The organism is Paenibacillus sp. J14 (genome assembly GCF_000518465.1).
Lineage (GTDB): Bacteria > Bacillota > Bacilli > Paenibacillales > Paenibacillaceae > Fontibacillus > Fontibacillus barengoltzii.
Map to the genome: position 1 here is coordinate 89041 of NZ_JADQ01000012.1, position 14393 is coordinate 103433.

The 14393-nt window shown below is 51.2% G+C and carries 13 protein-coding genes; 10 read left to right on the forward strand and 3 right to left on the reverse strand.

Going from position 1 to position 14393, the window contains the following annotated elements; all coding sequences use genetic code 11:
* Positions 1-19: 19 nt before the first annotated feature.
* Positions 20-1504 carry a carboxylesterase/lipase family protein gene (locus M891_RS0106420; protein ID WP_028538245.1) on the reverse strand — a complete coding sequence of 495 codons (1485 nt, stop codon included), beginning with the start codon at positions 1502-1504 and terminating at the stop codon, positions 20-22.
* 124 nt (positions 1505-1628) lie between these two features.
* On the opposite strand from M891_RS0106420, the gene M891_RS0106425 reads away from it, so the two are divergent.
* Both M891_RS0106425 and M891_RS0106430 read left to right on the forward strand, forming a co-directional pair.
* Positions 1629-2534 (forward strand): LysR family transcriptional regulator, encoded by a 906-nt coding sequence (locus tag M891_RS0106425; RefSeq protein WP_028538246.1) that lies wholly within the window; start codon positions 1629-1631, stop codon positions 2532-2534.
* A 159-nt stretch (positions 2535-2693) separates the two neighbouring features.
* Positions 2694-4055 (forward strand): alpha-L-fucosidase, encoded by a 1362-nt coding sequence (locus M891_RS0106430; RefSeq protein WP_232228297.1) that lies wholly within the window; start codon positions 2694-2696, stop codon positions 4053-4055.
* A gap of 74 nt (positions 4056-4129) precedes the next feature.
* Here the strand turns inward: M891_RS0106430 and hcp are convergent, their stop codons facing one another.
* Entirely contained in the window at positions 4130-5824 is a 1695-nt protein-coding gene (gene hcp / locus M891_RS0106435) for a hydroxylamine reductase (RefSeq protein ID WP_051416858.1), read from the reverse strand.
* A gap of 256 nt (positions 5825-6080) precedes the next feature.
* Here hcp and M891_RS23425 point away from each other — a divergent pair, with 256 nt between their 5' ends.
* Together M891_RS23425 and M891_RS0106445 are read left to right on the forward strand one after the other, a co-directional pair.
* Complete coding sequence (locus M891_RS23425) at positions 6081-6314, forward strand: hypothetical protein (RefSeq protein WP_036699541.1); 234 nt, start codon at positions 6081-6083, stop codon at positions 6312-6314.
* A gap of 200 nt (positions 6315-6514) precedes the next feature.
* Positions 6515-7597: an FAD:protein FMN transferase gene (locus tag M891_RS0106445; protein WP_016312874.1), complete on the forward strand. Its 1083-nt coding sequence runs from the start codon at positions 6515-6517 to the stop codon at positions 7595-7597.
* 48 nt (positions 7598-7645) lie between these two features.
* On the opposite strand, the gene M891_RS0106450 is transcribed toward M891_RS0106445, so the two are convergent.
* A complete protein-coding gene (locus M891_RS0106450; protein WP_016312873.1) occupies positions 7646-7852 on the reverse strand; it encodes a hypothetical protein in 207 nt (68 codons plus the stop codon).
* Between the two features lie 93 nt (positions 7853-7945).
* Here M891_RS0106450 and yfcE point away from each other — a divergent pair, with 93 nt between their 5' ends.
* The 6 genes from yfcE to M891_RS0106480 all read left to right on the forward strand — a co-directional run bounded on the left by yfcE (position 7946) and on the right by M891_RS0106480 (position 14393).
* Positions 7946-8494 carry a phosphodiesterase gene (gene yfcE / locus M891_RS0106455; protein ID WP_016312872.1) on the forward strand — a complete coding sequence of 183 codons (549 nt, stop codon included), beginning with the start codon at positions 7946-7948 and terminating at the stop codon, positions 8492-8494.
* Positions 8491-9579 (forward strand): GIY-YIG nuclease family protein, encoded by a 1089-nt coding sequence (locus M891_RS23430; RefSeq protein ID WP_084628832.1) that lies wholly within the window; start codon positions 8491-8493, stop codon positions 9577-9579. The genes yfcE and M891_RS23430 overlap by 4 nt, the downstream gene beginning before the upstream one ends.
* Before the next feature lie 100 nt (positions 9580-9679).
* Positions 9680-11383: a cellulase family glycosylhydrolase gene (locus tag M891_RS0106465; protein WP_232228298.1), complete on the forward strand. Its 1704-nt coding sequence runs from the start codon at positions 9680-9682 to the stop codon at positions 11381-11383.
* A 147-nt stretch (positions 11384-11530) separates the two neighbouring features.
* Positions 11531-13009 carry a spore germination protein gene (locus M891_RS0106470; RefSeq protein ID WP_127576002.1) on the forward strand — a complete coding sequence of 493 codons (1479 nt, stop codon included), beginning with the start codon at positions 11531-11533 and terminating at the stop codon, positions 13007-13009.
* Between the two features lie 5 nt (positions 13010-13014).
* Positions 13015-14187 carry a Ger(x)C family spore germination protein gene (locus tag M891_RS0106475; protein WP_028538251.1) on the forward strand — a complete coding sequence of 391 codons (1173 nt, stop codon included), beginning with the start codon at positions 13015-13017 and terminating at the stop codon, positions 14185-14187.
* A complete protein-coding gene (locus tag M891_RS0106480) occupies positions 14184-14393 on the forward strand; it encodes a hypothetical protein (protein ID WP_016312867.1) in 210 nt (69 codons plus the stop codon). Before M891_RS0106475 ends, M891_RS0106480 begins: the two co-directional genes overlap by 4 nt.

A 14393-nucleotide genomic window follows, 5' to 3' on the forward strand; every position in this document is an offset into this window, starting at 1 on the left:
GCAACTTCGAGCAGCGGAATCAAGGCATCCTCCAAACCGGGTGAGGAACGCAGATCCCCGCAGGAGCCGGCAAGTCCTGATGCACAGAGCTTACGAGGTCCAGCACCATGGTGGCATGATTTGCTCCGTAGACAGGCCACGCGGGTAAAAGATCCGTATTCGGGTCACCATTGCGGATAAAAGCACACCAAGCCGCCCTCATCCCGCGGGCAAGTCCATTCATTTCAGCTGTCACCAAATACGGATCGTCGGAGGGGAGCGCAGGGATGGAGCCGGGGTCACCTGCGGCTAAGGCCGTTTGGATTAGGCTTCCTTCAAACCCGTGGATCGCTCCCAGTCTTCCGCCGCACCGAAGCCGGTACATCCATACGGGCGCTCCCGCTGAAGCTACCGCTTCCGCGAACTGCATGGCCCCTATGGCGTACAGGTGCTCGGTTAACGTTCGATTCCATGCAGCTTCTGGTGTCATCAATGTCTGGTAGTGCTGATAAGCCATCCATGCCACTTCCGCATTGATTCCAAATAATCTCTCCAGCGTCTCCCGGTCCGGAGATCTTAGCAACGGATCATTATGGATAAAGATCGCTGCCTCATCCTCGTTGGACCCGATCAAGAGCGGCGGCAGCCCCTCACTACCTTCAAGGCTCGCCAGCGGATCCATAGGGATCATGAACCCATCGGCCACTGGGCCAAACATATGCAGACCGCGCGAGGTATCGAAGCCAACCGCCGATTGGGCTTCAATTAGTTTCTCTGCGGGAAGCTCGAACAATCGGTGCGCATCTGCCGGTGATATGTTTAGCTGCTCCAGTAGTCTTCGTGTTGTTATGTTAGCCGTCTTGCGATCGCGTATCGCTTGCGTGGCTCCGCTTTGGGCGATGGCTCGGTGAAACAGGCTGCGCGCCTTGGGCATGACGTACAGCGAAGCCACGCATTTGGCGCCAGCGGAGTTCCCGATCACCGTGACGCGCGACGGGTCGCCGCCAAAAGCGGCGATATTGTGCTGAACCCACCGCAGGGCAGCGACAATATCAAGCATGCCATTATTGCCCGAGCTCGCGTATTCTTCGCCCAGTAACTCACTCAACTCCAAGAAACCCAATGCCCCCAGCCGATAGTTGATCGATACATAGACGATCCCTTCCTCCGACGCGTATTTGGAACCGTCACAATCCGCGCCGGTTCCCGATACGAATCCGCCGCCGTGAATATAGACCATTACGGGCTTCAGCTCATCGCCGAAGTCCTCCGGCATCCATACGTTCAGAACCAAGCAATCTTCGGACTGCGTTAGCTCCGCTAGAAGGCCTTCCTGAGCAGGATTCTGAGGGGCAGCATGACCATACCGATCACATCGCCGTACGCCTTGCCAGGGAAGCGGGGGAGCCGGCGGCTTGAATCTTCGTGATCCTCCCGTTGGAGCGGCATAAGGAATGCCACGGAAAACGTAGGCGCCATCTAGCTTAACGCCCTCAACCTTGCCTGATAACGTCTGTACAATCAAGAGGATTCTCTCCTGTCCTGTCGTTGTTGTGACTATTATAGCTTGCTTATGTTGATGAACCATAATATATATTTGTTTATAAAGATCATAACTGATTGGTTATGAAGCAGGAGGCCAGATCGGAGTGGAGTTGTTGCAGCTGAAGTATTTTCAGACAGTGGCTCGTTTGGAGCATATGACGAAAGCAGCCCAAAGCTTGCATATCTCGCAGCCGGCACTAAGTAAAATGATTGCATCCCTGGAAGCGGAGCTTGGGACCGAGTTGTTCCACCGGGAACGCAAGACAATCCGCTTAAACGAGCATGGCAGAAGGTTTCTTCAGCAGGTAGATCTTGCTTTGGACGCGCTCGAGGATGGGAAGCGCCAGCTGCAGGATGCCAGCGGACTCGCCTCTCCCGTTCTTACGCTGGACGTCCGGGTATCCTCGCATTTGCTGCCAGACTTGTTGGCGGATTTTCGCGCGGAATGTCCACAGGCTCAATTCAACTTGCTGCAGCATGTTTCCCCGCTGGACACTCGGACGAACTACGATTTATGCCTCTCGGACGGAGCGGAGTCCCCTCCGGGAGCGGCAACCGTCTCCTTGCTGGAAGAAGATATTCTGGTGGCTGTTCCGGTTGACCATCCGCTCGCTCAGCGGCAGCAGGTAAGCTTAAAAGAGCTTCGGGAGGAAGATTTCATCATGCTTCCTTCCGGCAAGTCGTTGCGGGAAACGACAGATGCCTTCTGCCGGCTGGCCGGATTCAAGCCCCGGATTCGCTTCGAAAGCGACGATCCGGCCACCGTACGCGGACTCATTCGTGCGGGACAAGGCGTGGCTTTCCTGCCCGCCCTTACTTGGGCCGGATCCACTGGTACGGGGGTCCGCTTGCTCAGACTCGAAGAAAGCTGGTGTAAGCGAACCATTTCCTTGTCCTGGCCGAAGGATCGCTATATGAAGCAAATCGCGGCCCGATTCCGTGATTTTACCATTCGATATTTCGCGAGGTTGGCGGAAGCTGGGAGAGCTGGGACACATTACACTCCATAATGGAGTTCATTTAAGAACTTTTTTACTCGAACGAAATGCCACTGGAAAGGAATTGTTCTGATGAATCTAAACGAAATTTTTAATATCAGGCCCTCGAGCAGGCAGCTTTCTTGGCAAAAGTTAGAGTTTTACGGATTTATTCACTTTGGGATGAACACGATGACCGGCAGAGAGTGGGGGACGGGGCATGAAGATCCGGTGCTGTTTAACCCGAAGCAGCTCGACGCCACGGAATGGGTGGCCATCTTAAAACAAGCCGGCATGAAAGCCGTCATACTGACCTGCAAACATCATGACGGCTTCTGCCTCTGGCCCAGCCGATACACGAAGCATACGGTCGCATCCAGCCCGTGGAAAGGCGGCAAGGGGGATGTGGTTCGCGAAGTTTCGGACGCTTGCCAGAAGGCCGGGCTGAAATTCGGAGTATATCTGTCGCCTTGGGATCGGACCGAAGCCAGCTACGGGGAAGGAGCCGCGTATGACGATTTTTACGTGAATCAACTGACGGAGCTGCTTACTCAATATGGCGAGATTAGCTGCGTGTGGCTGGACGGCGCCAACGGAGAAGGCCCCTCCGGCAAGCGGCAGCAGTACGATTGGGACCGTTACTATGAGACGATTCGCCGGCTGCAGCCGCAATGCGTGATCAGCGTATGCGGCCCGGATATCCGCTGGGTTGGCAACGAGGCAGGGCATACGCGGCGGGAAGAATGGAGCGTTGTACCTCGGGCTTTGCAAGATGCGGAGAAAACGGCGGAAAAATCGCAACAAACCGATGACCCGTCCTTCGCTCGTTCGATCAACTCGATGGAAGAGGATCTGGGCAGCAGGCGGGCGATTGCTCGGTATGGCGGAGAATGGGTGTGGTATCCGGCTGAAGTGAACACGTCCATCCGTCCGGGGTGGTTCTACCATGCCGAAGAGGACGGGCAGGTGCGGAGCGACCGTGAACTGTTCGACATCTACTTGAAATCCGTTGGCGGTAATGCCATGTTCCTGCTTAACATCCCGCCTAACCGGGATGGGGTGATCGCAGCGCCGGATCGTGAAGTTCTGGCCAAGCTGGGACGCCGAATCCAGGAATTAAATGATCCAAGGCTGAACGAAGGGGCCGTATGGATAGGATCGAGTGCCGCTTCCCAGGAGGAGGCGGCCGAAGCTCTTGCCGAGGCCACACCGGATCGCGCTTGGAGACCGTCTGCGTCGGATGCTGAGCCTTGGGTACAAATCGTTTTACCGGAGGCGAGGGCATTTAACGCGGTTATTTTACAGGAACAGATTGAACAAGGACAGCGGGTAGAGGCGTTTGAGCTGTGGGCATCGGAACTTACCGAGGATAAGTCCAACGAGGAAACTGCACTTCTCGGTGAATGGCGTTTGATTGGAGAAGGTTCGATAATCGGTTACAAGAAGATTGTCATCCTTCCGGTTACGACAGCCCGGAGGGTGAAGGTTGTTTTTAAACAGTATCGTGAGTATCCGACTTTGGCGGCAATCCAACTCTCATTATTAAGCGAGTAACGATATAGTGACTGGAATCGAAAGGACCCCCTCATTCACATCACGTGATAGGGGGTCCTTTCGATTTGCACACGTTACGCCAAAGCTCCAAGAAACATGGCCATATCTTCCTCTACATTCGTAATGCCCCCGATGCCAAACTTGTCGATCAGGACCTTCGCTACGTTGGGGGACAGGAAGGCCGGCAAAGTAGGGCCGAGGTGAATGTTCTTGACACCGAGATGGAGCAGAGCGAGCAGGACGATGACGGCTTTTTGTTCATACCAGGCAACATTGTACGATATCGGCAGCTCGTTGATATCCTCAAGACCGAACAATTCCTTTAGTTTCAGTGCAATGACGGCGAGTGAATAGGAATCATTACATTGACCCGCATCAAGGACGCGGGGTATCCCGCCAATATCCCCCAGGTCCAGCTTATTGTATTTGTACTTGGCACAACCGGCGGTCAGGATCACGGTATCCCGAGGAAGTGCCTTAGCAAACTCGGTGTAGTAGTTCCGCGATTTCATTCGTCCGTCACACCCCGCCATAACAAAAAACCGTTTGATCGCACCGCTCTTCACTGCCTGAACGATCTGATCCGCCAAACGAGTCACGGTATGATGGGCAAAGCCGCCGACAATATGCCCGCTTTCGAGCTCGGTTGGCGGCGGACAATTTTGGGCATGCGCGATGAGTGCTGAGAAGTCCTTTGGCTTCCCGTCCTTGCCATCCGGAATATGACGTGCTCCAGGATAACCGGTGTTCCCCGTTGTGTAAAGTCGATCCCGGTAACTATCCTTTGGCGGCACGATACAGTTGGTCGTCATCAGAATCGGACCGTTAAAGGCTTCGAATTCTCTCGCTTGCTGCCACCAGGCATTGCCGTAGTTGCCAACGAAGTGGCTGTATTTTTTGAAAGCCGGATAGTAGTGGGCAGGGAGCATTTCGCTGTGGGTGTACACATCGACGCCGGTGCCTTCGGTTTGGATCAGCAGCTCTTCTAAATCCTTCAAATCATGGCCGCTGATCAATATTCCGGGGCGATTCCGTACACCGAGATTGACCTGGGTTACTTCCGGATGACCATAGGTGCTTGTATTGGCTCGATCCAACAAGGACATGGCTTCGACGCCATATTTGCCCGCTTCCAGGACCAAGGCGACAAGATTATCGGTTGTTAAGGTATCGTCCAAGGTTGCAGCCAGCGCCTGGCGCATAAAGTGATGAATCCTTCCGTCGGTATAACCCAATTGATAGGCATGGTAGGTGTAAGCGGCCATCCCCTTAAGTCCGTAGGTTAATAGTTCACGTAAGGAACGAATATCTTCGTTGGCGGTAGAGAGGACCCCGACCTGTTGGGCTTTACCTGCGAACTGGCTTTCATCTCGAGGCTCCCAGAGCGCGGCATCGGGTAAGACAGCCTCATCGTCAGAGTGCTTCTTCATCCAGTAGCTTCTAACAATATCTCGCAAGGCAAGAGCCTCCCGGATATGGCTCACGAAATAGTTGCGATCAAAATTAGCGTTCGTTATTGTCGCAAACAAGGAGTTCATGGTAAATACGGATAGCTGCCGGTCAAGCGGCTCCGGCAGGTCGCTGTCTAAGGCAAGGAATGACGCCCCCTTGAGGACATAGACCAACAAATCCTGCAGATTCGCAACCTCCTCAGACTTTCCGCAAACACCTGTGATGGTGCAGCCCGTTTCACCCGCGGTCTCTTGGCATTGGTAACAGAACATGGACGGCTCGTGACGCGTATCGGTTGGGATTTGACTTTGGTTCATCGAGAAACCTCCTTGATTGATTTCGAAGACAGGAGGTGCTGAAAATTGTGTTGATTTTCACGTAGTTAGATTTGAGACACTGCACCTCCGTTTCTGCCAGAAGCATATCGCTCGATCGGCAGCGATTGAGTGACTGGGATCACAGTCATTTCCACAAAATAGCAAACAAATAACAGAATCTCTTTACCTAGGAAAAATATGCTATAATCCAATTCATAATAGATAAGGGGGGATATGGAAATTGGTAAAAAAGATCATGAAATCAATCCTTTGGGGACTATTGGGTATAGCGATCTTAGGTATTGTGATCGGGTTTGCCACAGACCATTTTACGTTGGCTTACCGAATTATGCTGGTGTTGTTCCTCGTTTTCAGCGGATGGGGTACCTTCTACTATGTAAAAAATCATGAGCGGCAGTATTTAGACGATTATCGGCGGTATAACCGTTCATACGATAACGTCACTCGAGAAGATGACTTATTAAGATAAACGAATTTCGGATCAACTTCGGTTTGAGGCTTGATCATTGTGGGAGCGAGATCTATCTCGCTTCTTTTTGCATTTAGGTTCGTGTTCCTCTTTGCAGTACTCAAGTCACCGTGATGTTCTTCCTAGACGAAGTGTGATGAAAATTATACAATACGGGAAGTTAACCACGAGCTGCGTGAACTTTCAAATGAGGTGAAACGATGCAACGAACACAGAAATGGCGCAAACGGGCTGTACTTTTCGGCTTGACGGCAATGCTGACGATCCTCTTATCCGGGTGCGGAGGCGAGGCGAATCCGAAGGACAAAACGGCGGCCGCAGAGCCGACCTCAAGACAATATTATATTTTTGATACGGTGGTTAACATCAAATTGTATGAGGACCCGAAGGGCGAAGAGCATTTGGATCATATCGATGCGATGTTGAAAACGTTGGACGAGGAGCTTAGCCGGACTTTGGAGACAAGCCAGCTCTACAAAGTGAATCAGGAGGCAGGCGTAGAGGCGGTTGAAGTATCCGAAGATACGATAGAGGTATTAAAACGCTCGCTGAATTATGCCAAGGAGACGGATGGGCTGTTTGACCCAACCGTTGGCGGATTGGTTGATCTTTGGGATATTGGACATGAAGATGCCCATGTTCCGGCTCCGGAGGACTTGCAGCGGGAGCTTAGCTTGGTTGGTTATCAAAATGTGGTGATGGACGAAACCAAGCGAACGATTTTTCTGAAAACACCGGGGATGATTCTGGATCTCGGCGGCATCGGAAAAGGGTATGCGGCAGACAAAATCGCAGCTTATCTTCGTGAAGAAGGCGTAAAGAGCGCATTAGTTGACCTTGGCGGCAGCAGTATCATCGTGGTTGGAAGCAAGCCGAACGGTGACGACTGGATCGTTGGACTTCAGGATCCTGACAGCTCGCGCGGGACGACGATGGGGACTATTCGCTTAAACGATCAGGTGATTAATACCTCGGGAGTCTATGAACGGTATTTTGTTGAGGACGGGGTGATGTACCACCATATTCTTGACCCCAGAACTGGCGCGCCGGCGCAAAACGAGCTGAAGAGCGTAACCATCTTAACGGATAATGCGACGGATGCCGATGCGCTATCTACTGTGGTTTTTGTGATGGGCTTGGAGAAAGGGATGGAGTTTGTTGAAAATTATAATGAGGTAACGGAAGCCTTGTTCATCACGAAGGACGACAAAATTTATGTCACATCGGGACTTAAGGATCAGTTTAAAGTGACCAACGAGCTGTATACGCTGATCCAAGAATAGTGAACTCTGGACGTTCAAGCGATTGGACGTCTTTCTTGTCTTTCTTGCTTATCGGGCGCTGTCTTTGACGAGAAGCGCAGTGAAGATAAGAGATAACAGTAGGATCATTCCCATACCGACCATCTGAAGGATATTGGCATAAGGATCAGGAAACGTTAGCACTGCAAACAGAACATCCTTAAGGAGGAAAAAGAATATCTTCCATATGCCCCAAAAGACAAGAAGGATCACCGCCCATTTTTTGAAGGACTTCATGCAAGGTACCTCCGATTGATCAAGATTTCGATTGTATTTCGCCAGATGTTCTTCCTTATATACTAAAACGAAAGAGATAAGGAGTTGGTTTCGATGAAATTGATGTTGATTTCGGATATTCACGGATCAAGCGCTTGGCTGGACCGGGCGATGGCCAAAGTAGCCGAGGAGCAGCCAGACCAAATCATTATGCTGGGGGATTTCCTGTATCACGGGCCGCGAAATCCGCTGCCTGACGGTTATGATCCCAAGCGGGCCGCGGCGACGCTGAACGAACATAAGCATCAACTCATCGCTGTGCGCGGGAACTGTGATGCGGAAGTGGACCAGATGTTGCTGGAATTTCCGATGATGGCGGATTATGCCATGCTCTACTTGGAGGGACGACGTATTTACGTCACGCATGGGCACGGATACAGCATCGATCAGCTTCCGCCATTGGCGCCGGGTGACGTGTTTATTCAGGGGCATACGCATGTGCCAGTAGCCGATATCAAAGATGGCATCTACGTCCTGAATCCGGGGTCCATCGCATTGCCGAAGGAGAACTTCCCCAATTCCTATGGCCTCTTGGAAGCAGGAGCGTTTAGGGTAAAAGACTTTACTGGTAACGTCATCAAACGGATTGAGCTTGCTCCATGACCAACGAACGGATCGAGCTGCAGCTTCGCACCCTTCCAGCAGCGCCGGGGGTTTATTTGATGAAGGACGCGGTAGGAGGCGTCATTTATGTTGGCAAGTCGAAGAACTTGCAGCAACGGGTACGTTCTTATTTTCATGCCTCCCGTCACCGCTCCAAGAAGGTGGAGAGATTGGCGCATAATGTGAAGGATCTGGAAATCCGCAGGACTGACACCGAATTTGAAGCGCTGATGCTGGAGTGCCGGCTGATTCAAGAACTGAAGCCGATGTATAACAAAAAGATGAAGAGTCCACTCGGTTATGTTTATTTAGCGATCTGCGACACAGACGGGATCTGGGACCTGGAAGTTGCTGATGTGCCGGACGCCCCGGGAACCCGCCAAATTTATGGACCGTATTCGGCGAGTAGGTATGCTGTTGAGGCGGCTGTCCAAAGCGTTCGCGAAGCTTTGCGTATCGCTTGCAGCCGTCCACGATCAGCGCCCATTGGATTTCCCTGTTTGAACCATTCGCTGGGCTTATGTCTCGGCGCATGCTTAGGCGGGGAAGCGGTTGAGCGCAACAACCGCATGATGGATCGGTTTACTGCGCTGCTGGATGGCTCGGATTCCAGCCTCCGGGAGGAGTTGGAGAGACGAATGCAGGACGCCTCCGAACGATTTGATTTTGAAGCCGCAGCCAAGCTCAGGGATGCTCTTCATGCCATCGATCTGTTTGCGAGGCAGGAGGAGATTGCCGGATTTATAGAGCAGAACGAGAATTTCGTAGTTGTGGAGCGCCTGAGTGAGCGGGAGACCAAATGGTTCATCTTGCAGCGAAATACGATCCTGTATAGCCAGAAAGTTGAGCTACTTAGAGAAAGCTCCCAAGCCTCTATGTCTCTGGAAATGGCGGAGCAGGCAGTGGTCTATCTAAGACATCGTTCTTTTCTGACAGGCAAACCTACTCGGGATGAAATTGATGAGGCGCGGATCATCTACCGTTATTTACAAAGCAGCGACTGCCGCTATGCGCAGATTCCACAGGCATGGATTGATGCTCTGGATAAGGCGCGGATTGCACAGCTGATCGAAGAGATTCTCTAACAAAATCTATGAAATCATCTTCCTATTGACAGCGTTTACAATAATAGTTTATGTTTGATATGGAAATATAAACCATTATTGTAATTAAGGGGGATTTGTGATGATCATGAACCAACCGAATGCTGTCCGTGACATCCAGAGATTACTCCGAACCATCCTACTCACGGTGCTACTTACTGCAATGACCTTAAGTAACTCAATGTTTGCACCTTCGGCTCAAGCTGCGGAGGGAGATTCCAGTACGAACGTGTCAAGAATCGAGCAGAGCGGCTTCCTGAAAGCTAGTGGTGCGGTGCTGCGGGACAACTATGGCACAGGGAATATCGTCAATCTGCGGGGGACCAATCTTGGCGGCTGGCTGTTGCAGGAGAGCTGGATGTCACCGCTGGGCGTGAAGGATGAATGGACGCTGCGCGAAACGTTAACGAACCTGCACGGCGCGCAAACGGCGGAAAGCTTGATCAAAACGTATCAAGACGCCTGGCTGACTACACGGGATTTGGACAATATCAAAAACATGGGGATGAATATGGTCCGCGTGCCGATTCTTTACCTGGAGCTGATGGACAAGTATGGCAACTGGAAGGCGGATCCGTGGAGCAAGCTGGATTGGCTCGTCCGTGAAGCGGGGGAACGGGGCATTTATGTCCTGCTCGATCTGCACGGTACGTTTGGCGCCCAGAACACCTTTGATAACTCCGGTGAGGTCAACTCGGACCCGCAGCTCTGGAAGAACCAGCAATACCAGGACCGTACCGTTCGGTTGTGGGAAGGGATTGCCGCCCATTTTAAAGGTAATCCGACCGTGGCAGGTTACGATCTGTTAAACGAACCTGACCGGGTGAGCAAGGAGCAGTTAAACGCTTTTTATGACCGACTGTATAAGGCGATCCGCGCGATCGACCCTGATCATACGATTTTTATCGAAGCTGCTTGGAACTGGAACCAGCTCTATGACCCGGACACCTTTGGTTGGACCAACGTAGTGTACGAAATGCACTATTACGCGATGGCCGGCAACGAGGCTTCGGATTGGAATGCGCAGAACCGTCTGGTGAATACCGCCTTGCAAGGCTTGCGCGACCACCAAGCCCGGTGGAACGTACCGGTGTATGTCGGAGAATTTTGCCTGTTTGATTTTACCGATCTGTGGGAGAAGTTCCTGGCCGGAATGAACGCCTCCAACATTTCCTGGACGAACTGGACGTATAAGGTCAGCTCGAACTACGGGAACTGGGGGTATTTCAACAACAACCCCAATCCGGTACCTAACATCTACAGCGACAGTCCAGAGACAATCGCCGCTAAATGGAGCAAGTTTAATACGGAGAATTTTAGACCGAACACGACCCTGCAAAATTTGGTGAAAAAATATACGACGGGCACAACACCGTCGCCGACGCCTACCGGGTTCGTCTATTTGATCTCGGAAGCGAATAAGAAGATTGTCAGCGCAGAGAACGCTGGCAGCGCTCCTTTGGTCGCCAATCGCGATACCGCCCAGGATTGGGAGCTGTTCGAAGTGATCAACAATAGTGATGGAACGATTTCGCTTAAATCCAAAATCAATGGAAAATACGTCACCGCAGACTTGAACGACGGCGGCAAGCTGATCGCCCGCGGCGAGAGCATTCAACTCTGGGAGAAGTTCCGGAAGGAACAGCTGCCCGACGGGGCGATCGCCCTGTTCGCTTTGGCTAACAACAAGTACGTGAGCGTGGAATTGAATAACGGAGCTGGACTGGTGGCGAACCGGGATCAGGTCGGGGGGGCTTGGGAGGCCTTTTGGCTGATTACCCAGTGATCGGCAGCCTAAGCTCTGACAAAGGCAACGGGGAAGAATAGGTGTCCCCGTTGTCTTTTTTATGCATAATCAGGAAAGGTTCATTGATAAATTTTGCTTGAATTGGGAATAACATATCCAGACCCTTTGGTGAAAGGAGGAATTCCCTTGCAGATCAAGGAAAGCCTTCATTCTTCAGTTGATGAGAATATCGCATTATTCAAAAGCATCTTTCCCAATGATTCCACCATCAAATTTCGTAGATTTCAACACCCTCAAGTGAAGTCGTTATGCGGCTGTTTAATTCATATTGAAGGTATGGTCAGCACGGAGACGTTAAGCAACTACATCCTCCGGCCGATCTTTCATTTCCAGCCTTCCGAGGAAAACCGTGGTATTCCCTATTTACAGCTCTTGATGGAGGGGATCATCGAGGTCAGCATGCTCGAATTATCAAACGACATGAATGCCCTCTTAAGCGAGCTGCTGAATGGCAATACCTTGTTGTTGCTGGAGGGGCATGATCAGGCGCTGCTCATTGAGACGCAAGGCTTACAAAGCAGAGGAGTTTCGGAACCGGGAACGGAAAAGTCGGTGATTGGGCCTCGTGAAGGGTTTACCGAAACGTTGATTACCAATTTGTCGCTGATCCGTCGACGGGTGAAAAACCCAAAGTTAAAGTTTGAATTCATGGAGCTGGGGGAAACAACCAATACGTCGGTTTGTCTATGTTATCTGGAGGACTCGGTTTCCCTGAAAATCTTGGAGGAGCTGAAGAAGCGCTTGGCGCGGATTCAGATCGATGCCCTTGTCGATTCCGGGGAACTGCAGGAATTGCTTCGGGATGACATCCTGACTCCGTTTGAGACAGTGGGCAATACGGAACGCCCTGATACCGTGGCAGGCAAAATTATGGAGGGGCGTATTGCTGTGCTGGTGGATGGGAGCCCGTTTGTACTCACGGTCCCGTTTTTATTTAATGAATACTTCCAGGTGAGTGAAGATTACTACAGCAACTACTTGTTTGGTTCGTTTAACCGGATGATTCGGTTCATTGGCGAATTTCTAGCGGTCAGCGTTCCGGCCATCTACGTGTCCTTGGTGACTTACAATCAGGAGATGATCCCAACTCCACTGCTACTCAGCATTTCAGCAGCTAGACAATCCGTTCCGCTGCCGACGGTGGCGGAATGCTTCTTGATGTTACTCGTGTTTGAAATTCTCCGTGAAGCAGGGACCCGAATTCCCAACTCCATCGGTCAGGCGGTCAGTATCGTTGGAGCTTTGGTTCTGGGGCAAGCAGCCGTAGATGCGAGAGTTGTCAGTGCTCCGATGGTGATTGTCGTTGGTATTACCGGGATCACAACGTTGATTAACGTCAAGATGAAAGCCGCCTCTATTTTTACACGTTTCACTTTGCTGACATTAGCCACGTTTATGGGGATCTACGGATATTTATTTGGCTTAATAGGTGTGGTCGTCCACTTGATGAGCTTGCGGAGTTTTGGTGTGCCTTACATGCTCACCATAGGTTCCATCAAGGATGATGACATTCAGGATACCTTAATCCGAGGCCCTTGGTGGGCATCGAGGGTGGGAACCCTCCGCATCCAAACGAAACGGCGGATTCGTAAGGTTATGAGGTGAGAACGATGTCGATCAAACTTGGGGCCAAGCTGCTGACCGTGATGTTGAGCAGCCTGATGGTTTTATCCTTAACCGGCTGTTGGAATTATCGGGAAATCGAGAAAATGACCACCATCGCCGGAATTGCAATTGACAAAGGCGAGAAGGAGGGGGAAATTCGGCTCACGCTCGAGACGGTCGACGGGTCCGGCGGACAAGACGTGCTGATGGTTGGTTATAGTCATATTTCTTTAACAGGCGAGACGATGTTTGACATTGTACGTCGAATGATTGCGGAGACGGGCAGAAAATTGTACTGGGCGCACGCCAAAGTGATTATTTTGAGTCAGGACATCGCACGGGAAGGAGCCGCCAAAGTTATTGATTGGTATATCCGCGATACAGAGACGCGGGCGGATATCCATATTCTGGTATCCAAAAATGAAAACGCTGCTGACGTGCTTCGAAGCGACAGCTACATGGATATGCCGTTGTCCTTTAAGCTGAATGAAATGCTGGATAATGAGAAATTGTTTTCCTCCGCCCCGGTCATGGAGTTGTTTGATTTCTCTGATACGGTGAATACGCCTGGCATAAGCAGCATACTTCCGCTGATTTACCTGAAGGAGCATGAGAAGGGGAAGATGGCATCGATTGGCGGATTGGCTGTGTTTGACCGAGATCGGATGCTCGGGACGATCAGTGAGGAAGATACCAAATATGTGTTGTTTCTACGCGATGAAATTCGTGGAGGCGTCTTAACGCTGGGCGGATATAATCATCCGCCGGGCATTTCCTTGAAAATTGTCAGGAGTAAAACAAAAGTAGAACCGGTCCTCGTGGATGGAGAGGTCGAAATCCGAGTTAAGACGCACACCACTACCTTCATAGACGAAGCGCAAGAGAACATGGTCGATTTTCTATCGGCTAAAGGGCGGGTAGAGTTGGAACAGCGGATGGAAGAGAAGATGGTCAAAGAAATGGAGAAAGTCATTCAGATCGCCCAAAAACAGTATCAACAAGATATCTTCGGATTTGGCAATCAGATTCATAAGAAGTTCCCAAAATTGTGGAAAAGGTTAGAGCCGGACTGGGACGAGCATTTTTCCAGATTAAAGGTGACGGTACAAGCGGACGTGCTCATCAAAGGCACGGCATCCACCAAACATTCGCTGAAAATGGAGGAAGAGATTCGATGATCCTGCTTACGATTCTCTTATACGCCGTTATCGTATTGTTGGATCAAGTTCAGACTTATAGAACCGCCCCCAAGAAGGATTTTATCTTTAGCTGCGTACTTGGGTTATTGTCGTTCGCAGCGGCATTGGTGGTGTCCACCGGTGAGCGGCTGCCGAGTCCTTCACCGTTAATTGAACGCATGGTGAGTTTGCTACTTGATTTGTAA